We start from the raw sequence: 20,203 nt of genomic DNA on the forward strand, positions 1-20,203 counted from the left end.
AAGACGGCCTACGCGGAACATACGAAATGCCGTACCGCCCGTCAACAGGCGGACCGGGCCGGCCGGGGCTTTCGGCGGCTCTGCGTCAGTCGCTCACCGGCGACTCGGCAGCGGCTGTGAGCCCCGGGCCGGGGACCGCGTAACCCGGGACCGACGGCCAGCGGACGGTGAGCACCACCGACTCCTCCTCGGCGTACCAGGAGTGATCGACGCCGTGGCCCCACACGACGTAGTCACCTTGCTTGGCCAGCAGCACGCTACGGCCCGGCAGCTCCACCCGGAAACGGCCGCTGATCAGTATGAGCAGCGCCGTGCGCTTCTCCTCGGTGACCCATTGCGCACGCTCGTCGCCACGCGGGTGCACACCCCACTTGATCTCGACGTCGTCGCTGTGCCGGACGTCGTCGACCGGCTTGAAGTGCCCGAGTAGCCAACCACGGTCACCGGCCGCGTCCACGTCCGCACTGCCCACGTATACGTTCTCCAGCACGAGCCGCGACGCTAGCACGCCACCCGTCCGGCCTCGACCACCCCCCGGGGCACGTCTCCGGCGGGGACGCCTCGGGACCGTCAGCGGCCGGGGCTCACGCCCGGGATCCGCTCGGCGAGACCGGCATGCAGTTCCCGCAGCTCCCGCTTGAGGATCTTGCCGCTCGGGTTCTTCGGGAGCCCGTCGACGAAGGCGATCGCCTTGGGCACCTTGAAGGGGGCCAGGCGCGCACGGGTGTGCGCGCGTAGTTCCTCCTCGGTCACGGACGCGCCGGGCTTGGTCGCCACGATCGCGACGACCGCCTCGATCCAGCTCGGATGCCGGATCCCGACGACTGCCACCTCCGCGACGGCGGGGTGCTCGTAGATGGTCTCCTCGACCTCCCGGCTGGCGACGTTCTCGCCACCGGTCTTGATCATGTCCTTGATCCGGTCGACGACCGTGAGGTAACCCTCCTCGTCCATCACCCCCAGGTCGCCCGAGTGGAACCAGCCGCCGCGGAAGGCTTCGGCCGTCTTCTCGGGATCGTCCAGGTAGCCGAGGATGGCATGCGGGCTACGGTGGACGATCTCGCCGATCTCGCCCGGAGCAACGTCGTCACCCTGGGAGTCCACCACCCGGGTCTCGACGTTCAGGGCGGCCTGCCCGGCCGAGCCCGCCTTTCGGATCTGGTCCTCCGGCTGGAGCATGACGGCGACCGGCGCCATCTCCGTCTGTCCGTAGAAGTTCCACAGCCGCACGCCCGGCAGTCGCTCGCCGATCTCGCGGAGCACCTCGACCGGCATGATCGCCGCCCCGTAGTAGCCCTTCCGGAGCGAGGAGAGGTCCCGCCGGTCGAAGTCCGGATGGCGCAGGAGGGAGATCCACACCGTGGGTGGGGCGAAGAACTTCGTCACCCGGTGACGCTCGATCGCCTCCAGCACCGCGGCGGGGTCGGGGCCGGACAGGATGTGGCTGGAGGCGCCGAGCTGGATGTCGGGCACCAGGAAGCAGTGTTGCTGGGCGCAGTGGAACAGCGGCAGGGCGTGCAGTTCGATGTCGTGCCGGTCCATGCCGCCGTCGATGATGCAGCTGCCGTACTGGGCGATCAGCGCTGCGTGGGACAGCACGGCGCCCTTGGGGCGCGATTCGGTGCCGGAGGTGTAGAGGATCTGCGCCGGATCGTCCGCGGCGATGAGCGGAGCCGGGTCGCCCGCGCCCTCGTGGCCGAGCAGCGACGCGAACGGTTCCCAGCCCTCGGTCCCCGCGACGTCCCCGGCCGCCTCGCCGTACACCACCCGGGTCCGGATGTGCCCGGCCGCCTTGACCGCGTCCTGCGCCACCGGAAGGAGGGCGTCCTGCGCGAGCAGGGCGACCACCGAGGAGTGGGCGAGCACGTAGCCGATCTCGTCGGCCCCGAGCATGAAGTTGATCGGGACGAGGACGGCGCCCGCGCGGGCGACACCGAAGATGGTCTGGACGTAGTCCACGCTGTTCCGCGAGAGCACCGCCACCCGCTCGCCCGGACGCACCCCTCTCACGGCGAGCGCGCCGGCGACCCGGGAGGCGTCCTCGTCAAGCTGGGCGAAGGTACGGGTGTTCCTCCCGTCCGCCACGGCGAGCCGGCCGGGATGACGTCTGGCGGACCGCCGCAGCAGGTCGGCGAGAGACTGGCTACGGGCGAGTGCGACATCCACCCGCGCCGGTTCGGAGGTTGCCGAAAACCCGGTGAAAGACATGAGCTTCTCCAACGGCTGCAGCAGACGAAACTTCTGGACAGCGTAGTGACCTGTGCCACCTTTGAGGAGAGGCGACCTTTCGGGGGGACGTCCGCCAGTCGGAGTTCTACGACGGGTGGAAGTCCGTCCCGAGGCCGGGCCATGGGAGGAAGTAACGGGACCTGATCTCCCGGCGGGAGATGCGCCAGCGCCCGTCCTCATGGAGGTAGTCGTCGTGATAGTGCACGGCGGCGAGCAGGCAGGTCCCGTCCACGCCGTGTTCGGCATGGGCGCTCACGACTCCGGTGGCGGTGAGGTCACCGGTGATCTCGACGACCTGCGAGTGGGGGTAGTGGAACGTGAACTCGTACGCGCCCACCTTTTCGGCGTAGAAGTCTCTCAGCGCCGCATGGCCGGTCACGGAGCCTCCGTGGAAGCTCAGGATCCCCTCCCTCGTGAAGCACGTGGTGATCCCGTCCCAGTCCCTGGCGTCAAGGAGGTGCCCGTAGCGGGCGACCAGGTCGGAGAGTTCGGTTCGGATCTCCAGGCGGTGAATCCTGTCCACCAGGGCACCGTCGACGTTCGTCATAGGGTCAACCTCCGTTGCGGCTTGATGCTGAGTTGTCACGGAGGACATGGTCGGTGACCATGGATGCCAATGGAAGAAGGCAGTATTTTGTCCCATAGAAACAGCGATGTACCGTCCCTGGTCAGCACGGCGTGCCCGGTCTCCGAAGTGCTCGATCGGGTCGCGGGCAAGTGGAGCATCGGGATCCTGATGGCCGCGGCGCATGGGCCGGTCCGTTTCAGCGAGCTGGAGCGCTCCCTCACCGGCGTCAGTCGCCGCATGCTCACCCTGAACCTCCGCAAGCTGGAGCGCGACGGGCTCCTTGTCCGCACCGTGCACCCGAGCGTGCCGCCGAAGGTCGAGTACACCGTCACGGAAGCGGGGAGAGCGCTTCACGACGCCTTGTTGGCGCTGACAGCGTGGACGGAGCGGTACCGGGACACGATCTCCACCGCCCAGGCCCTTTACGATCGCGACAACGGCTGAACACCGGTATCGCGCAAGAGATCTACTGCTGGTCTCGATCCGCTGGTCAGGTGCCCACCGCTCGCCTGCCCACCGCTCGCCTGCTCACCGCTCGCACGCCCACCGCTCGCCCGCCCGCCGCTTGCCCGCTTACCGCTTGCCCGCTTACCCGCGCAGGCTCGGCTGGACCGCGCCGGTGGCCCGGTTGGCGGCCCCGGTCGACTCGCGCACGAGGAGGTTGGTCTCCAGCCGAGCCAGCGTGGGCGTTCCCGAGTCCCCGGCGCTGACGGCCGCCAGCAGCAGGTCGACCGCCATCCGCCCGGCGTCCGCGGTCGGCATCGTGATCGTGGTCAGCTTCGGCCTGTTCAACCGGCCGGGCAGGCTGTCGTCCACCCCGATGACACTCACATCATCCGGCACCCCCACGCCCCGTTCACGCAATCCCTCGATCAGCCCCAGCGCGACCAGGTCGTTGTAGCAGAGCACCCCCGTCACCCCCGCCGCCACCACCGCCTCCGCGGCGGCCAGCCCACCCTGCTCGGTCGGCCCGTTCGGACCCAGCACGGTCAGCTCCACACCGAACTCGACCACCGCGGCGGTGACGGCGGCATGCATCTCCTCACTGGTCCACGACCCCGGCGGCCCCGACAGCAGCGCCACCCGGCGATGGCCCAGACCCGCCAGATGCCCCACCGCCACCCGCGCCCCCTGCCCCACGTCCATCAGCACCGTGGTCAACCCCTTCACCCGCCGGTTGACCACCACGAACGGCACCTGCGTCCGCAACCGCTCGATCACCCGGTTCGACAACCGCGGGCTGCACAACAACACCCCGTCCACCTGCTTGCACAACGTCTCGATCAGCTCCTGCTCCAGCAACGGATCCTCGTCGGTGTCCGCCACGAACACGTGATAGTCCCGCGCCCGCGCCTGCGCCTGAGCCGCCTTGATCAACGGAGGAAAAAACGGATTGGCGATATCCGCCACAATCAACCCCAGATTGTGCGTCCGCCCCGTCGTCAACGCCCGCGCCGCCCGATTCGGCCGGTAGCCCAACCCCTCAGCCACCGCCAGCACCCGGTTACGCGTCTCGGCGTTCACCAGATGCGGCGCCGAAAACGTCCGCGAAACCGTCGAGACATGCACCCCCGACGCCCGCGCCACATCCCTGATCGTCACCGCCACGGCTCACCTCCATCTGCTCTCAAGTGGCGGGCGAGCCAGCCGAAGACCCGCTCCTGCGCGGAGCGGCCGAAGCTGTGCCCCGCGTCAGCGAACACGCCCGTATAGCCCGCCGGAGCCTGCCGATAGTGTGCCGCGATCATCGCATGGGCACGGCGCATCCCGCTCAGCGGAAGGATCTCGTCGTGCTCGCCGTACCAGACCAGCAGCGGCCGGGGGGCGGCGCAGGCCACCAGGTCGGGCAGGTCGCACAGCCTGGACAGGCCCGGAGGGTACAGCATCCATGTGTGGCTCGCGACATACCCATCCAGCAGGTCCCGGTAGGAGGAGATCATCGCGACCACGGCGACCGCCGCCTGCCCGGGGTCGAAGGCGCCGAGCAGGGCCGCGCGCAGGCCGCCGCCCGACAGTCCGGCGCAGCCGACGGGCCCGACGTCGGGACGCGAGCGCAGGTAGGCGGCCGCGGCCAGATCCTCTGCCACCACGACGCCCGCGTAGGAGGTGCCGAGCACGGTGCAGTACTTGGCCAGCACCTGCTCGTACCGGGCGGCCGCGGCGTCGTAGCGGTCGGCCTCGCTGAGCTCCGGGTCGGGGTCCCCGCGGACGCTCTCGGGCATGTCGGCGAGCGGGACCCTGCGGCTGCCCCAGCCCAGCACGTCGGGCACCAGTACGGTGAACCCGCGCCTGGCCAGCTCCCCCGCCCAGGCCCGGCCGCCGTAGAGTACGGCCCGCAACTTGGCGACTTCGGGCGAGGGATCTTCCGGACCGTCGGCGATCTTCTCCTTGCCCGCCCACTTCATCCCGGCGTGGCAGTGCAGCGCGAGGACGCCCGGCAGCACCGCGTCGCCCGCCTCGCGGGGGCGCAGCACATAGGCGCGGGTCCTGGGACCGAACCCGACGTCCCAGGAGACCTCCTCGCCGGAGAGGTCGCCCGCCGTCCAGGTCCGCTCGGTGCGGACGCTCGCGGCGGTGAGGTCGAGGACGCCCAGGAGCCCGCGCGCCTGTTCGCGCAGCTCCGGACCGGACGGGGGGAACAGCCCGCGCTGCGCGGCGGCGATCTCGGCCAGGGCGGAGAACTCACCGAGGTGCCGCAGGCGGCGCGGGGCGTCAGCGGGGTCGGGCGGCACGACTCAGCTGTCCGCTATGCGGGTGCCGCCGTCGACCAGGTGGACCGGCCGGCCGGTGCGCATCGACTCGTTGGCCGAGGCGCCCACCAGCACGCTGCGGATCCCGTCGAGGTAGCCGGCCTGCCTGGCCAGCGGGTCGCCGTCAGGCCCGCGGAACACGTCGTTCAGCAGCAACCTGTCGCCGCCGCCGTGGGCGCCGTCACCCTGTTCGATCGGGACCTCCCGTGCCTCCTGCCAGTGCCGGTGCAGGGTGAGCCGCTCCCAGGAGCCGGCCGCGTGCTCCTTGGAGGCGGCGCTCGGATCGATCGCGGCGTGCGGCGGCGTCCAGGACCGCTCGCACACCTCCAGCTCGATCCGCCCGCCGAGGCCGTTGAACACGACCCGGTAGCCCTCGGCGGGCGCGTGCGCGTTGAGCGAGTAGGTGAGCATGGCCTGGTTGTCGTAGCGGACCAGGACCGCCATGTTGTCCTCGATGGTGATGCCCTCGGTGAAGACGTCCTGGTCGCGAATGTACCCGTCCTCGTGCTCGGCTTCCAGGTAGAGGCGCTTGAGCCGCGGGTCGATGGAGATGTCCAGGATGAACGGATCGGTACCGAGGCCGGGCGCGCCCTGGCCGCGTTCGGACCGCGGGGCCAGGCCGCGGGCCTTGGCGTTCTCCGCGCCGTAGAAACGCAGCTCCCCGTGGGCGTAGACGCTCCGCGCCGCGGCGCCCAGCCACCAGTTGACCAGGTCGAAGTGGTGGCTGGACTTGTGCACCAGCAGACCGCCGGAGTCGGCCTTGCGGCGGTGCCAGCGGCGGAAGTAGTCGGCGCCGTGGATGGTGTCCAGCGCCCACTCGAAGTGGACGGAGGTGATCTCGCCGATCGCGCCTTCCACGATGAGGCGGCGGACCGCGGAGTTGCGAGGCGAGTAGCGGTAGTTGAAGGTGACGACCAGCGAGCCGGTGCTCCGCTCGGCCGCGGCGGCGATCGCGGCGCAGCCCTCGGCGTCGATGGTCAGCGGCTTCTCCACGATCACACGCTTGCCCGCGTCCAGCGCCGCGACGATGTAGTGGGCGTGCGTGCTGTCCATCGTGGTGACGATCACCGCGTCGCACAGCTCCAGCATCGCGGCGAAGTCGTCCGGCGCGAAGCAGGGCACCCGTTCCCCGACGAGCTCGTTGTAGTAGTCCATCCGGGTCTGGTTGGTGTCGCAGAAGGCGACGATGGTGCCGGTGTCCCGCCAGTCGCCGAGCAGCGCGTCGACATACATCGACGCGCGGTGGCCGAGTCCGACAAAGGCGTATCTCATCTCATCTCCCCGATGGTATGCCGTACGGCTCATGCGAGCCGTACGGCAGCGAAGGCGTCTCTCAGCCGGCGATGGCGGCGTTGGCCTCTTCGAGGAGCTTGGTGGCCGCCTCGTCAGGGCTCTGCTGTCCGGAGGTCACCGCCTCGGAGTAGCGCTTGAAGATGTCCTCCATCTTCGTACCGCCCTTCGGGGGCACGATCACCGGCGCCAGCTCACTCTTGATCGAGTCGATGAAGGCCAGGCTCTGCTGGTCGGCCGGGGGAAGCTTGCCCTTGATCGCCTCCAGGACCTTGGAGTTGATCGGCAGGCCCCGGTCGCTGAGCAGGATGCCGCCGGCCTCGGGGTCGTTGAGCAGGAATTCGACGAACTTCTGCGCCTCGGCCGGGTGCTCGCTCTTGCTGGAGATGCTCCAGTGCATGGCGGGCTGGAGGAACATGCCCGCGTTGGCGGCGTCGGGCAGCTTCGGCAGGCGGAGCAGGGCCAGCTCCTGCCCCGACGCCTTGGACAGGGCACCGAGCTGGTTGCTCCACCACATGGCGAACCCGCCGGCGTTGGTGGCGATCAGCGACTGCTCCGGGCCGGCGGCGGCGATCTCACCGCTCTTGGCGGCGTCGGGCGAGCCCTTGGTCTCGATCAGCTTGTTGATGGTCGCCCACCAGGCCTTGAGCGTGTCGGGGCTGATCCCGATCTTGTTGCCCTCGTAGAACTTCTCGCCGCGCTGCGCGGCGAAGCTGGTCAGGTATGCCGGGTTGAAGTTGAACTCGGCGCCGTGGACCGAGTCGCCCCCCGCCTTGGTGATCTTTCCGGCCAGCGCGACGTAGTCGTCCCAGGTCCAGGTCTTGTCGTCGGGGAGCTTCTCGCCGGCCTTGTCCAGGACGGACTTGTTGGCGACGACCGCGAAGGTGTTGACACCGGTGGGGATGGCGTACTGCTTGCCGTCGACGGTGCCGGAGGGCAGCACCTGCGGGTCGAGGTCGGCGACGTTGACCTTGCCGGTGAGGTCGGCGAGGGCCCCTCTGCCCGCGTACTCGGCCAGGCCGCGGATCTCCAGGGTCATCACGTCCGGCGCGTCGCTGGCGGCGACCTTGGTGGCCAGCGACTCGTAGTAGCTGGGCCAGTCGGAGAACTCGCCGACCACGTCGATGGTCGGGTTCTTCTTCTCGAACGCGGCGATGACCTGTTCGGTGAGTTTCTGCCGGGAGTCGCTGCCCCAGTAGGAGAAGCGCAGCTTGACCTTGTCGTCTCCGGCTTCGCCACCACCGCCGCCGCCACAGGCCGTCAGGGCCAGGGCAGCCGCCGCGAGCAGTGCCGCAGTCTTGAGAGATCGCATCTCTCGGTCCTTCCTCTTGATCTTTCGCAGGGGGGGTTGAAGAGGACTACTTGAGACCCGTGGTGGCGACACCTTGGATCAGGTATTTCTGGCCGGCCAGGAAGAAACCGAAGATCGGCCCAAGTGCGATGATCGACATGGCGAACATCGGCCCCCAGGACGACTCACCGCTGGAGTCCAGGAACGTGCGCAACGCGACCGGGACGGTGAAGTTGTCCGGGTTGTTCAGGTAGAGCAGCTGGCTGAGGAAGTCGTTCCACGTCCAGATGAACGTGAAGATCGCCGTAGTGGCCAGTGCGGGCGTGCAGAGCGGGAGGATGACGCGCAGGAACGTGCGCCAGTGCCCGGCCCCGTCGATCGAGGCGGCCTCGTCCAGCTCGCGCGGCAGCGTCCTGATGAACTGGACCATCAGGAAGATGAAGAACGAGTCGTGGGCCAGGAACTTCGGCAGGACCAGCGGCCAGATCGTGTTGATCATGTCGAGCTTGGAGAACATGATGTACTGCGGGACGATCACCACGTGCAGGGGCAGCATGATCGAGCCGAGCATGATCGAGAACCAGAACTTCTTCATCGGGAAGTTCAGCCGGGCGAAGGCGTAGGCGGCCATCGAACACGCGGTCAGGTTGCCGACGATCGACAGTGCCGTCACGACCGCGGAGTTCCACAGGTAGTAGCCGAACGGGTGGGCGAGCGCGTTCCAGCCCTCGGTGAAGTTCTCCAGGGTGATCTCGCTGGGGATCAGACCGGGCTCGCGGAAGATCAGCTCTTCGGGTTTGAGCGCGCTGGAGATCATCCACAGCAGCGGGTAGAGCATGATCAGGCCGAAGCCGATCAGCATCAGGTGCTTGGCACCCCTGGTGACGCGGCGCCGGTACAGGACCGGCAGCCGCTTACTTGCTGTCGTCGCCATAGAAGACCCAATACTTGGACGCGAGGAAGTTGACCCCGGTCAGACCGGCGATGATGAGGACGAGGACCCAGGCCAGCGCCGTGGCGTAGCCCATCTCGTACTCCTTGAACCCGTTGACGTAGAGGTAGAGCGTGTAGAAGAGGGTGGAGTCGTTGGGGCCGCCCGAGCCGTTGCTCACGATGAACGACTGCGTGAACGACTGGAAGGACTTGATCACTTCAAGTACGAGATTGAAGAAGATGATCGGCGTGAGCAGCGGCAGCGTGATCGACCTGAACCGCCGCAGGGTGGTCGCGCCGTCCACCGAGGCGGCCTCGTAGTAGCTGCGCGGGATCTGCCGCAGGCCGGCGAGGAAGATGACCATCGGGGCGCCGAACGTCCAGACGTGCAGCAGGATCAGGGTGCCCAGCGCGGTGTCGGGGTTGTTGACGTAGCTGGTGCCCTGGATGCCGAACACGCCGAGTATCCCGTTGACCAGGCCGTCGGCGCCGAAGATCTTCCGCCACAGGATGGCGATCGCGACGCTGCCGCCCAGCAGCGAGGGCAGGTAGTAGATCGACCGGTAGAAGGACATGCCCCGCAGTCCGCGGTCCAGCAGCAGCGCCAGGCCGAGAGCGAACCCGAGCTGCAGCGGCACCGAGACCACCACGTAGATCGTGGTGACCTTCAGCGAGGTCCAGAACCGGGGGTCCTCGCTGAATATCCTGGTGTAGTTGTCCAGCCCGACCCACTTGGCCGTGTCCAGGAGGCTGTAGTCGGTGAAGGACAGGTAGAGCGAGGCGGCGATCGGACCGATCGTGACCAGGAACATGCCCACGAACCATGGCGCGAGGAAGACATACGCCGTCCGTGCCTCACGGCGGGACCGGTTGGCGGCCCGAGGCCCTCTTCCGGGAGCCGGGAGTTCGGCGGCGACTGTGGATTTCAACGCCAGCGAATCAACCACGGCGGAACCCCCTGCATCGATCGGGTCCGGACATTTCTTGATTGAGCCGTCATCACGGGACCTCCCGATGCGACGTGATTGGATGGCGCTTTCCTATAGCGCCAGAGGAAGTTACGTCAACCCTTTGCAGGTGTTACCTCGCCGTTACCGATATATCGCCATCAGCGTTTTCGCAGGTAGGCGCGTTAACAACAGATTTCGCCAGGTAAATAATCTTGCAAAGATGGCCGAGTTGCTACAAACGGTTGCAGAGCCAGAGAGCGATACAACCAGTCATAGGATGATTTGAATATCCGGGTGAGATTCAAGGACCGCTTCGCCCGGAATATCAATCACGACACGATTCCCGAGGAAAGCCGGACCTGAATCAGGCCGTGAATCGGTAGGTCGTGGTCGAGATGTGCTCCTCCCCCGGCCTGAGCACGGTGGAGGGGAAGTCGGGGCGGTTCGGCGAGTCGGGGAAGTGCTGCGTCTCCAGGCAGAGCCCGGCGTGCGAGCCGTACGGCGTGGCGACGCCGTCCAGCATGTGCCCGGTGTAGAACTGGACCCCCGGCTCGGTGGTCGTCACCTCCATCACCCGGCCGCTCACCGGCTCCTCCACCCGCATCGCGCCGCCGGGGCGCAGCACGTAGCAGTGGTCGTAGCGGCCCTCCAGCCGCGCGCCCACCGCCGCGGGCCGGGTGAAGTCGTACGGCGTGCCCGCCACCGGCGTGGGTGCCCCGGGCAGGGGGATCTTGCCCTCGTCGACCGGCAGGTAGTGGTCGGCCTCGATGGTGACGACGTGTCCGCGCACGTCGCCCGAGCCCGCGAGGTTGAAGTAGGAGTGGTTGGTCAGGTTGAGCACGGTGGGCGCGTCGGTGACGGCGTGGTAGCCGATCCGCAGTTCGTCGTGCTCGGTGAGGGTGTAGGTGACCGACGTGGTGAGCGTGCCCGGATAGCCCTCCTCTCCGTCCTTGCTGACATAGGTCAGCCGGACGGCCCGCTCGTCGCCCCCTTCGGCCTGCCAGATCCGTCTGTCGAATCCGATCTCCCCGCCGTGCAGGCTGTGCCTGTTGTTGTTGCGGGGCAGCTGGTAGGTGCTGCCGTCAAGGGTGAAGCGGCCGCCCGCGATGCGGTTGCCGTACCGGCCGACCAGCGCGCCGAAGTAGCGGCTGCGCCGGAAGTAGTCGGCCACGGTGGGCAGGCCGAGGACGACGTCGGTCCCGTCGGCCAGCTCGACCGACTGGATGATCGCACCGAGGGTCAGGATCCCTATGCGTATCCGGCCGTTCGACAGGACGTGCCGGTCCACGGCTTCTCCGGTGGGTGCGGACCCAAATCTCACGGTGGCCTCACTCTCTGAGTCGATTCCTGATCACCAGGCTGGTCTCCAGCCCGGTGGTGACGCGTGGGGCCCCTCGCCCGCGGCGACGGCCGCCGGCAGGCCGCCGCCTGTCCCACCTCCGTCAGCGCCGTGGTCGACCCCTTCATCCGCCGATCGACCACCACGGACGGCGCCTGCGCCTGAGCCGCCCTGACCGATGGAGGAAGAAACGGATCAGCGATATCCGCCACCGTCGACCCCGGGTCGGGCGTCCGCCCCGTCGTCGACGCCCGCGCCGCCCGAGCCGGCCACCGCCGGCACCCGGTCACCCGGCTCGGCGGTCACCGGACGGCGCCGAAAACGTCCGCGGAACCGCCGAGACATGCGTCCCCGGCGCCCGCGCCACGTCCCTGATCGTCACCGTCACGGCTCGCCTCCCGTGCTCCGGCTGCACCCTAACGCAACCGGTTGCGCCTTTACCAGGGGTAACTCCCGAAATTCTGCGACCGGTTGCGAGTGCCATCAGGCGGTCGATGGAGCAAAGTCACAGCTCATAGACATATTCAGAAATGATCTCTTGACGTTTCGATCGGATGCCGACACTGTTTATGCAACTGGTTGCAGTCATTGAGTTCGCTCATGACTGCCAGAAGGGAAAGACACCCGTGAGCAGAACTCTTGTCACCGGGAGCGCCGGGCGCCTCGGGCGCAGCGTCGTGTCCGCGCTCGCCGCAGCGGGGCACGAGGTCATCGGCGTGGACCGGGCGCCAGGCACCCCCTCCGACGCCGCCGCCAGCCTCCCCGCCGACCTGACCGACCTCGGCGAGGCGTACGAGGTGATCGCGCGGTTCCGGCCGGACGCCGTCGTGCACCTGGCCGCCATCGCCACCCCGTTCAGCCACAGCGACCTGGTGACCTTCCGCACCAACACGCAACTGGCCTTCAACATGTGCGACGCGGCGGTGGCGCTGGGCGTGGCCAAAGTGATCGTGGCCAGCAGCCCGACCGTGATCGGGTACGGCTCGCCGAACGGCTGGACCCCTGCCTACCTGCCCATCGACGAGGACCACCCGGCCCAGCCGTGGAACGCCTACAGCCTGTCCAAGCTGGTCGCCGAGGAGACGATGCGGTCCTTCGCCCGCACCGCCGAGACGAAGCTGGCGGCGGTGCGCCCCTGCTTCGTGATCGCGCCGGAGGAGTGGCAGGGGGCGCCGACCCAGTCGGGACACACGGTCTCCGAGCGGCTGGACCGGCCCGACATCGCCGGAGTCTCGCTGTTCAACTACATCGACGCCCGCGACGCGGCCGACCTGCTGCTCACCCTGCTCGACCAGCTGCCCGCCCTGCCCAACGGCGAGGTCTTCTTCGCCGGGGCCGCCGACGCATTGGCCCGCGAGCCGCTGTCGGAACTGCTGCCGCGGATCATCCCCTCCACCGCGGACTTCGCGGCCACCCTCACGGGCACCGCCCCCGCCTTCTCCTCCGCCAAGGCCGAGCGGCTCCTCGGCTGGCAGGCCAAGCGCAGCTGGCGCACCGAACTTTCCTAAGGAGCGTTGACCATGAATCTCAGCGGAGTCCTGTTCTTCCCCGTGACCCCTTTCGACGGGGAGGGCGAGCTCGCCGAGGACGTGCTGGCCGAGCACATCCAGCGGGGCCTCGCGCACAACCCCGGTGCCGTCTTCGTGGCCTGTGGCACGGGTGAGTTCTCCGCGTTGTCGCAGACCGAGCACGCCCGTGCCGTACAGGTGGCGGTCAAGGTGGCCCAGGGCGGAGTGCCGGTGCTGGCGGGAGCGGGCGGCCCGCTCGGTGCCGCCCTGGACCAGGCCCGCGCGGCCCGTGCCGCGGGCGCGGACGGCCTGCTGCTCATGCCGCCCTACCTGACGCAGGGCACCAGGGCCGGGTTCGCCGAGTACGTGCGCAGGATCGCCGCCGAGCTGCCCGTGATCATCTATCAGCGCGGCTCGGTGGTGCTCGACCCCGCCGCGGTGGTGGAGCTGGCCCGCATCCCCGGCGTGATCGGGCTGAAGGACGGTCTGGGCGATGTGGACCGGATGCAGCGCATCATCCTGGCGGTCCGGCGGGAGATCGGTCCGGACTTCACCTTCTTCAACGGCCTGCCGACCGCCGAGCTCACCATGCCCGCCTACCGCGGCCTCGGCGTGGAGCTGTACTCCTCGGCCGTGTTCGCCTTCGCCCCCGAGATCGCCACCGCGTACTTCAACGGCCACGACCGGCTGCTGGCGGAGTTCTACGCACCGCTGGTCGAGTTGCGCAGCAAGGCACCGGGGTACGCGGTCTCGCTGGTCAAGGCAGGGCTGCGGCTGCGCGGCCTGGAGGTCGGACCGGTCAGGGCTCCGCTGACCGACCTCACCCCCGAGCACCTGGCCGAGCTCGACGAGCTCATCAGGAGCGGCCTCGCCCTGGTGGCCGCATGATCAAGGATCTGCGGACCACGCTGCGGTCGGTGCCGCTGCGCCGCCCGTGGGGTGCCGACGTGCCGTACAACCATGTGATCGTGTGCGAGGTCACGCTGGAGGACGGACGGGCCGGCACCGGCTTCTGCTGGACCCCTCAGATCGGGGCGAAAGCTGTACAGGCCCTGCTGGACCACGATATCCGCGAGGTGCTGATCGGCCTGCCCGCCCATCCGGAGCCGGTGTGGGACCGGCTCTCGAAGCACCTGAGCGAAGCCGGGCGCGGCGGGCTGACCACGGTCGCGATGGCCGGGGTCGACCTGGCGCTGTGGGACCTGCGCTGCGGGGAGTCCTCCCTGGTGGAGGTGCTCGGGCCGCGCCGTGCCAGCGTCCCGGTGTACGGCAGCGGCGTCAACCTGCACTACTCCCTGCAGGAGTTGGTCGAGCAGGCCGGACGCTGGAGAGCCGCGGGCCACCCGGCCGTCAAGATCAAGGTGGGCAGGCCCGACCTGGCCGAGGACGTCGAGCGGGTGGCGGCGGTCCGGGAGGCCGTCGGCCCCGGCACGATCCTGATGATCGACGCCAACCAGCGCTGGGACCTGCACCGGGCCCGCCGCGCGATCGCCGCGCTGGAGCCGTACGGCCTGCACTGGATCGAGGAGCCGCTGCCCGCCGACGACGTCGCCGCCCACGTGGAGCTGCGGCGCAGCATCGACGTGCCGGTGGCGGTGGGGGAGAACGTCTACACCACCCACGGCTTCCGCGACCTGCTGACCGCGGGCGCGTGCGACGTGATCCAGCCCAACGTGGTCCGGGTCGGCGGGATCACCCCGTTCCTGCGCATCGCCGAACTGGCCCGCGCCTTCGACGTCCCGGTCTACCCGCACCTGCTGATCGAGCTGTCGGGGCAACTGGCTCTCACCCTGCACCACCCGGTCATGGTGGAGGCGGTCGAGGACGCCTCCTTCGCCGACCTCGGGCTGCTGGCCGAGCCGTATCCGGTGGAGATCAACGGCGCGGAGCTGCGCTCGGCGGGCAATCCGGGACTGGGGCTGACATGGGCGGAGTGACCAAGATCGTGCTCGCCGGCGCGTACGGCCATGGCCGCTCGCACCTGGAGAACCTGCGCGGGCTGGCCGCGCGGGGGCTGGTCGAGCTGGCGGGGGTCTGCGACGTACGGCCGGTGGAGGCGGACCGGCTGCACGGCCTGGGCACTCCCGAGCAGGCACGCCCCGACGGCCTCGCTGAGCTGATCGAACGCACGGGCGCGGAGATCACGATCCTGTGCACGCCCATCAACACCCACGCCGACCTCGCGGTGACCGCGCTGCGCGCAGGCTCTCACCTGCTGCTGGAGAAGCCGCCCGCGGCGTCGCTGGCCGATTTCGAACGGATCGCCGCGGCGGTCGGGGAGAGCGGGCTGGCCTGTCAGGTCGGCTTCCAGAGCCTCGGCTCCGCCGCGATCCCCGCGCTGCGCAAGCGGATCGCCTCCGGCGAGCTCGGCGAGATCCGCGGCATCGGGGTGGCGGGCGCGTGGGAGCGGCCCGCCGAGTACTTCACCCGGTCGACCTGGTCGGGCCGCCGGCGGCTGGACGGCCAGGACATGGCGGACGGCGCGCTCACCAACCCGTTCGCGCACGCGATCGCCACCGCGCTGGCGGTCGCCGGAGCCGAGGAGCACGGCGCGATCGACTCGGTCGAGCTGGAGCTGTTCCACGCCAACCCGATCGAGTCGGACGACACCTCCGCGGCCAGGATCCGTCTCGTGAACGGCCAGGTGATCACGGTGGCGGTGACGCTGTGCTCGACCGGGCGGACCGAGCCATACCTGATCGTGCACGGCTCGGCGGGCACCGCCCGGCTGACCTACACCACCGACGACCTCGACGGCACCGTCCACCCCAGGGCGAACCTGCTGGAGAACCTGGTCGCGCACATCAGGACCGGCGAGGAGCTGCTGGTGCCGCCGGCCCGCACCCGCGCCTTCATGGAGTTCCTCGAAGCGGTACGGCTGGCGCCCGACCCGCTGCCGATCGCGGAGGAGCACCAGCGGGTCCACGCCGACCGGCGCGAACTGCCCGGTATCAAGGAGCTGACGGACCTGAGCGCTGAGCGGCTGGCGCTGTTCTCGGAGCTGGACGTGGCCTGGGCGGCCACCCGGGAGCTGCGGGTGGCGGGGACGCCGGTGGCCTCCTACGTGTGGCGGCCCGACTTGCCGGTGACCGATGCGCCGCGGCCGTACCTGCACCCGGTGCGGACGCTCACCGGCACGGAGGTGACCGAGTTCCGGCCCGCCGACCACGTCCACCATCTGGGCGTCAGCCTGGCCGTCGCGGACGTCGGCGCGGTGAACTTCTGGGGCGGCCGGACCTTCGTCCGCGACCAGGGCCCGACCTGGCTGGGCGACCACGGCCGGCAGCGGCATGACGTCTTCACCGAGCTCGAAGACGGGTTCAGGGAGGCGCTGACCTGGCTCGGCCCGGACGGCACGGCCGTTGCCCGCGAGGAGCGGACCGTGCTGGCCAGACCGGCGGGTGAGGCGTGGGCACTGGACTTCGCCTTCACGCTCGTCGTGCGCGAACCGCTGGAGATCAGGAGCTCGGCGTGCAAGGGACGACCGGGTGCGGGCTACGGCGGGTTCTTCTGGCGCGCTCCCCGGGACTCGGCGAACCTGGCCGTGTTCACCGGCGAGGCCGAGGGTGAGCAGGACGTGCACGGCAGCCGCAGCCCCTGGCTGGCGCTGGTGTCCGACGCGTGGAGCCTGGTCTTCGTCCAGGCCGGACCCGTGGACCCGTGGTTCGTGCGGGTGTCCGAATATCCCGGCGTCGGTCCCGCGCTGGCCTGGGACCGGCCGCTGGCCGTCGCCGACACGCTGACCAGGCGGGTGGTCACGGTCGTGGCGGACGGGCGGCTCGACAGGGCCGCCGCCGCGAAGCTGGCGGGCGCGGCGCCGTGAGCGCCCTCAGCGCGGGAGACCCGACCGCGACCACCCGCCACCGACCTCATGGATTGGAGAGACGCCATGCCCGTCTGGAGCATTGACGCCCGCTCGGGCGAACACCGCCGCGAGTTCACCGCCGACGGCGCGGAGGAGGTCGACCTCGCCTGCCGCCGCGCCCACGCGCTGCTCCCCCTCCTGGAAGGGGCCGGGCCACTGGGGCGGGCCGCTCTGCTGAAGGCCATGGCCGACGCGCTGGACGCGCGGACGGACACCCTGGCCGCCGTCGCCGACGCCGAAACCGCACTCGGCCTTCCCCGCCTGACCGGGGAGGTCGCCAGGACCAGCGGCCAGCTGCGGCTGTTCGCCGAGGTGCTGGCCGAAGGCTCCTTCCTCGACGTACGGCTCGACAGCGCCGATGAGGTCAAGCCGGACCTGCGGCGGATGAACATCGCGACCGGTGTGGTCGGCGTCTTCTCCGCCAGCAACTTCCCCTTCGCCTTCAGCGTCGGCGGCGGTGACACCGCCAGCGCCCTGGCCGCGGGCTGCCCGGTCATCGTCAAGGCTCACTCCCTGCACCCGGAGACCTCCGAGCTGACCCTGGCCGCCCTCCAGGAGGGAGCCCGCACCGCGGGCTTCCCCGCCGAGGTCGTCCAGCTCGTCCACGGCCGCGAGGCGGGGACCGCGCTGGTCGGGCACCCTCTGGTCAAGGCGGTCGGGTTCACCGGATCGATCCCCGGCGGGCGCTTCCTGCACGATGTGGCCAAGGCCCGGCCCGAGCCGATCCCGTTCTACGGCGAGCTGGGCAGCCTCAACCCGCTCGTCATCACCCCCGGCGCGGCGGCCCGCCGCACCGAGGAGATCGCGGCAGGGCTGGTGGCGTCGGCGGCGCTGGGCGCGGGGCAGTTCTGCGTCAAGCCGGGGCTGGTCCTGGCCCCGGCGGGCGGCACGCTGGTCGAGGCGGCGGCACGGCACTTCGCCGAGCTCGGCCCGCAGGTGCTGCTCGGCGACGGCATCAGGGAGAGTTTCGAGACGGGCGCGGACGAGCGGGAGGCCATCCCGGGCGTGCGGGTGGTGGCCACCGGGCAGGCGGGGGGTGAGCGGCAGGTGACGGCGCGGCTGCTGACCGGGCCCATCTCCGCGCTGGACGCCTCCGAGCTGCTGCTGGAGGAGTGCTTCGGTCCGATGACCGTCGTGCTCACCTACGACACCGAGGACGAGCTGGTCCAGGCGCTGGCCGCCACCCCCGGCAACCTGACCGCGACCCTGCACAGCGAGCCCGAGGAGGAGAAGCTGGCCGCCCGGCTGGTGACGGTGATGCGGGACAGGGCGGGACGGCTGGTCTTCGACGCCTACCCGACCGGCGTCGCGGTCGGGTGGGCGCAGCAGCACGGTGGGCCATACCCGGCGACCACCGAACCGTCGACCACCTCAGTCGGCGCCGCGGCGATCTTCCGGTTCCTGCGGCCGGTCGTCTACCAGAACTGCCCGGCGCACCTGTTGCCCGAGGCGCTGCGGGACGACAACCCGTGGCGGCTCCCCCGCCGTGTGAACGGGGCATTCCTGCTGCCCTGACCCACGGCCCGTACGGCCCCGGGGCGTCATCCGCCCCGGGGCCGTCGGCGTGCCCTGACGGGTGGTCAGGCACGAGCGCGCTCAGCGGAGCGAGACCGCGATCCGCTCGAGGAGGTCCCACCCTTCCTGCATGCCGGTCTCCATGCCGGAGCTGATGATCGCGTCACGGTCCTCCCTGCTCGAGAGTTGGGTGAGCAGGGTGAGGGTGGTGCGCCCGTCTTTCTCGGTGAACGTGTGCGTGCACACCGCCGCTTCACCTTCCCCTTCCGGAACGCCCTCGTAGACCTCGGTGCAGACGATGAGCTCGTTCGGGACGATCTCCTGGTATTCACCGTGGAAGCCGACCTCGAATCCGCCGTCCGCCGCCATCACGTAGCGCCAGGTGCCACCGACCCGCAGATCGACTTCGGCGCTGACGACCTCGCCCTTGCCGCCGCTCCACCAGCGCTTGATGAGCTCGGGCGTGGTCCACGCCCGGTAGACCAGGTGCCTGGGCGCGGCGAACTCCCGCGTGATCAGGATCTGTGTGTCCGTCGGGAGCGTCACCACAGCCGTACCGCTACTCGTTACCGCCGTCATCTCCATCCTCCCTTTCCTTGAGTTCCTCCAGCACGACATCCAGCCGTTCGAAGCGCTGCGACCACGACTGCTCGTAGTTCTTCACCCAGTCGTAGATGGGCTTGAGGGAGTGACCGTTGAGCCGGTACATGCGCTGCCGCCCTTCGTCTCGCACCTCCACCAGCCCCACCTCCCTCAGCACCCGCAGGTGTTTGGACACCAGTGGCTGCGCCAGGCCGAGCAGCATGACGAGGTCGTTCACGGACCGTTCCCCGTCGGCGAGGACGTCCAGGATCTGCCGCCGCCGGGGCTCGGCCACCGCGTTGAACGCGTCCGTTGTGGTAGCCGCTCTTGCCATGGGTCAATCGTATTCCTATATGGGAATACGTCAAGCCCCACCGGCCGGCTCCGGTCGGAGGTCCGAAGAACATCGGAGCCGGATCCCGCGCCGAATGGGAGTCGGTGGGGAACACGTGCTCGTCCGCCGCCGGCACCTCTCCGGTCCCGCCGCGCGGCGCATGGGTGCGACCGGTGAGCCGGCGCTCGCGCGGCAACCCTTGGGCGCGAAGCCCGCTCGCCCCGACGCGACCCGTGAGCGGAACACCCGTACCGTGGGCGAGCACTCCAACCGGCGTTGACCTGTGAGAACGCACCACCAAAAGAATCTTGAAAAAGATTCCGCCGGACTGTCGAATCGGGGCGGTCCCGTTCGATGCGTAGGTGAAGGGCCGGGAGGAACCCGAGAGCCGGCCCCCGACCCGCTCCACCCCTGCCGGCGCCCCGCGCCCCGGCACGCGTAGACCTACCCGGCCACACCGTCGTCCAGGAAAAGAAACCAAGGAGACAGCGATGCGATACATGATCATCCTCAAGGTCACCAGCCAGCCCGCCACCCCGCCGCCCGCCGAGCTGATGCAGGCCATCGCCAAGCTCGGGGAGGAGGCCACCGGAGCCGGTGCCCTGCTCGACACCGCCGGGCTGGCTCCGAGTGCCCAGGGCGCACGGGTCGAGCTCGTCGGCGGGAAGCTGAGCGTCACCGACGGCCCGTTCGCCGAGGCGAAGGAGCTGGTCAGCTACTCCCTCTTCCAGGTCCGGTCGAAGGAGGAGGCCACCGAGTGGACCTCCCGTTTCCTGAAGGTCCACCGCGATCACTGGGAGGGCTGGGAGGGCGAGGCCGACATCCTCCGTGTCTTCGGCCCCGAGGACTTCGCCGCTCCCGCGTGACCCGCCACCGGCCGTGACCTACGGCAGCGCCCCGGCCGGGACTCCGACAGGAGACTCCCGGCCGGGGCATCCGCGCGTCCTGCTCCGGCCTCCCCGGGGCGCACGCGCGTCCTGCTCCGGCCCTCCCGAGACGCACGCGCGTCCTGCTCCGGCCTCCCGGGGACGGACCGGGGTGTCGCGGAC

General features: G+C 69.7%; 19 protein-coding genes. 7 read left to right on the top strand and 12 right to left on the bottom strand.

Translation table 11 applies throughout. The features are described 5' to 3' along the window. Positions 1-85: 85 nt before the first annotated feature. The 3 genes from OHA77_RS17080 to OHA77_RS17090 all read right to left on the bottom strand — a co-directional run bounded on the left by OHA77_RS17080 (position 86) and on the right by OHA77_RS17090 (position 2,776). A complete protein-coding gene (locus OHA77_RS17080) occupies positions 86-487 on the bottom strand; it encodes a signal peptidase I (protein WP_406319836.1) in 402 nt (133 codons plus the stop codon). An 83-nt stretch (positions 488-570) separates the two neighbouring features. Then, entirely contained in the window at positions 571-2,208 is a 1,638-nt protein-coding gene (locus tag OHA77_RS17085) for an acyl-CoA synthetase (RefSeq protein ID WP_406319033.1), read from the bottom strand. 106 nt (positions 2,209-2,314) lie between these two features. Then, positions 2,315-2,776, bottom strand: a complete 462-nt coding sequence (locus OHA77_RS17090; RefSeq protein ID WP_406319034.1) for a nuclear transport factor 2 family protein — start codon at positions 2,774-2,776, stop codon at positions 2,315-2,317. Between the two features lie 69 nt (positions 2,777-2,845). Between OHA77_RS17090 and OHA77_RS17095 the strand changes: the two genes are divergently transcribed. After that, complete coding sequence (locus tag OHA77_RS17095; protein ID WP_406319035.1) at positions 2,846-3,241, top strand: winged helix-turn-helix transcriptional regulator; 396 nt, start codon at positions 2,846-2,848, stop codon at positions 3,239-3,241. A 144-nt stretch (positions 3,242-3,385) separates the two neighbouring features. On the opposite strand, the gene OHA77_RS17100 is transcribed toward OHA77_RS17095, so the two are convergent. The 7 genes from OHA77_RS17100 to OHA77_RS17130 form a co-directional block, all read right to left on the bottom strand. Next, positions 3,386-4,405, bottom strand: coding sequence for a LacI family DNA-binding transcriptional regulator (locus tag OHA77_RS17100; protein WP_406319036.1), 1,020 nt, complete (start codon positions 4,403-4,405; stop codon positions 3,386-3,388). Beyond that, a complete protein-coding gene (locus OHA77_RS17105) occupies positions 4,396-5,529 on the bottom strand; it encodes an alpha/beta hydrolase family protein (protein ID WP_406319037.1) in 1,134 nt (377 codons plus the stop codon). Before OHA77_RS17105 ends, OHA77_RS17100 begins: the two co-directional genes overlap by 10 nt. Positions 5,530-5,532: 3 nt before the next feature. Then, positions 5,533-6,819 (bottom strand): Gfo/Idh/MocA family oxidoreductase, encoded by a 1,287-nt coding sequence (locus OHA77_RS17110; protein WP_406319038.1) that lies wholly within the window; start codon positions 6,817-6,819, stop codon positions 5,533-5,535. Between the two features lie 61 nt (positions 6,820-6,880). Then, a complete protein-coding gene (locus tag OHA77_RS17115; protein ID WP_326819647.1) occupies positions 6,881-8,149 on the bottom strand; it encodes an extracellular solute-binding protein in 1,269 nt (422 codons plus the stop codon). 46 nt (positions 8,150-8,195) lie between these two features. Continuing rightward, positions 8,196-9,062: a carbohydrate ABC transporter permease gene (locus OHA77_RS17120; protein ID WP_406319039.1), complete on the bottom strand. Its 867-nt coding sequence runs from the start codon at positions 9,060-9,062 to the stop codon at positions 8,196-8,198. Next, a complete protein-coding gene (locus tag OHA77_RS17125; RefSeq protein WP_326819646.1) occupies positions 9,043-10,008 on the bottom strand; it encodes a sugar ABC transporter permease in 966 nt (321 codons plus the stop codon). The genes OHA77_RS17120 and OHA77_RS17125 overlap by 20 nt, the downstream gene beginning before the upstream one ends. Before the next feature lie 367 nt (positions 10,009-10,375). Beyond that, entirely contained in the window at positions 10,376-11,332 is a 957-nt protein-coding gene (locus OHA77_RS17130) for an aldose epimerase family protein (RefSeq protein ID WP_406319040.1), read from the bottom strand. A 644-nt stretch (positions 11,333-11,976) separates the two neighbouring features. Between OHA77_RS17130 and OHA77_RS17135 the strand changes: the two genes are divergently transcribed. From OHA77_RS17135 to OHA77_RS17155, 5 genes are all read left to right on the top strand, one after another. Next, the gene (locus OHA77_RS17135) at positions 11,977-12,858 is read left to right on the top strand and encodes an NAD(P)-dependent oxidoreductase (protein ID WP_326819644.1); all 882 of its coding nucleotides are present in this window, start codon (positions 11,977-11,979) and stop codon (positions 12,856-12,858) included. A gap of 12 nt (positions 12,859-12,870) precedes the next feature. Continuing rightward, on the top strand, positions 12,871-13,746 hold the full coding sequence (locus tag OHA77_RS17140) for a 5-dehydro-4-deoxyglucarate dehydratase (RefSeq protein ID WP_326819643.1): 876 nt from the start codon (positions 12,871-12,873) through the stop codon (positions 13,744-13,746). Next, positions 13,743-14,795: a mandelate racemase/muconate lactonizing enzyme family protein gene (locus tag OHA77_RS17145; protein WP_406319041.1), complete on the top strand. Its 1,053-nt coding sequence runs from the start codon at positions 13,743-13,745 to the stop codon at positions 14,793-14,795. The genes OHA77_RS17140 and OHA77_RS17145 overlap by 4 nt, the downstream gene beginning before the upstream one ends. Further along, positions 14,783-16,681 (top strand): DUF6807 family protein, encoded by a 1,899-nt coding sequence (locus tag OHA77_RS17150; RefSeq protein WP_406319042.1) that lies wholly within the window; start codon positions 14,783-14,785, stop codon positions 16,679-16,681. The genes OHA77_RS17145 and OHA77_RS17150 overlap by 13 nt, the downstream gene beginning before the upstream one ends. A gap of 66 nt (positions 16,682-16,747) precedes the next feature. Then, positions 16,748-18,238, top strand: a complete 1,491-nt coding sequence (locus tag OHA77_RS17155; RefSeq protein WP_406319043.1) for an aldehyde dehydrogenase (NADP(+)) — start codon at positions 16,748-16,750, stop codon at positions 18,236-18,238. Positions 18,239-18,319: 81 nt separating this feature from the next. On the opposite strand, the gene OHA77_RS17160 is transcribed toward OHA77_RS17155, so the two are convergent. Both OHA77_RS17160 and OHA77_RS17165 read right to left on the bottom strand, forming a co-directional pair. Then, on the bottom strand, positions 18,320-18,817 hold the full coding sequence (locus OHA77_RS17160; protein ID WP_406319045.1) for an SRPBCC family protein: 498 nt from the start codon (positions 18,815-18,817) through the stop codon (positions 18,320-18,322). Next, a complete protein-coding gene (locus OHA77_RS17165) occupies positions 18,798-19,154 on the bottom strand; it encodes an ArsR/SmtB family transcription factor (protein ID WP_406319046.1) in 357 nt (118 codons plus the stop codon). The genes OHA77_RS17160 and OHA77_RS17165 overlap by 20 nt, the downstream gene beginning before the upstream one ends. Before the next feature lie 491 nt (positions 19,155-19,645). Between OHA77_RS17165 and OHA77_RS17170 the strand changes: the two genes are divergently transcribed. After that, positions 19,646-20,020: a YciI family protein gene (locus OHA77_RS17170; RefSeq protein WP_326819637.1), complete on the top strand. Its 375-nt coding sequence runs from the start codon at positions 19,646-19,648 to the stop codon at positions 20,018-20,020. Positions 20,021-20,203: the final 183 nt, after the last annotated feature.

The organism is Streptosporangium sp. NBC_01639 (assembly GCF_045209755.1).
Taxonomy (GTDB): domain Bacteria; phylum Actinomycetota; class Actinomycetes; order Streptosporangiales; family Streptosporangiaceae; genus Streptosporangium.

Bases quoted from the DNA above. Each gene is read 5' to 3' on its own strand.
- OHA77_RS17085 (WP_406319033.1), bottom strand. From the start codon at position 2,208: ATGTCTTTCACCGGGTTTTCGGCAACCTCCGAACCGGCGCGGGTGGAT.
- OHA77_RS17090 (WP_406319034.1), bottom strand. From the start codon at position 2,776: ATGACGAACGTCGACGGTGCCCTGGTGGACAGGATTCACCGCCTGGAG.
- OHA77_RS17095 (WP_406319035.1), top strand. From the start codon at position 2,846: ATGGAAGAAGGCAGTATTTTGTCCCATAGAAACAGCGATGTACCGTCC.
- OHA77_RS17110 (WP_406319038.1), bottom strand. From the start codon at position 6,819: ATGAGATACGCCTTTGTCGGACTCGGCCACCGCGCGTCGATGTATGTC.
- OHA77_RS17115 (WP_326819647.1), bottom strand. From the start codon at position 8,149: ATGCGATCTCTCAAGACTGCGGCACTGCTCGCGGCGGCTGCCCTGGCC.
- OHA77_RS17120 (WP_406319039.1), bottom strand. From the start codon at position 9,062: ATGGCGACGACAGCAAGTAAGCGGCTGCCGGTCCTGTACCGGCGCCGC.
- OHA77_RS17140 (WP_326819643.1), top strand. From the start codon at position 12,871: ATGAATCTCAGCGGAGTCCTGTTCTTCCCCGTGACCCCTTTCGACGGG.
- OHA77_RS17145 (WP_406319041.1), top strand. From the start codon at position 13,743: ATGATCAAGGATCTGCGGACCACGCTGCGGTCGGTGCCGCTGCGCCGC.
- OHA77_RS17150 (WP_406319042.1), top strand. From the start codon at position 14,783: ATGGGCGGAGTGACCAAGATCGTGCTCGCCGGCGCGTACGGCCATGGC.
- OHA77_RS17155 (WP_406319043.1), top strand. From the start codon at position 16,748: ATGCCCGTCTGGAGCATTGACGCCCGCTCGGGCGAACACCGCCGCGAG.
- OHA77_RS17160 (WP_406319045.1), bottom strand. From the start codon at position 18,817: ATGACGGCGGTAACGAGTAGCGGTACGGCTGTGGTGACGCTCCCGACG.
- OHA77_RS17165 (WP_406319046.1), bottom strand. From the start codon at position 19,154: ATGGCAAGAGCGGCTACCACAACGGACGCGTTCAACGCGGTGGCCGAG.
- OHA77_RS17170 (WP_326819637.1), top strand. From the start codon at position 19,646: ATGCGATACATGATCATCCTCAAGGTCACCAGCCAGCCCGCCACCCCG.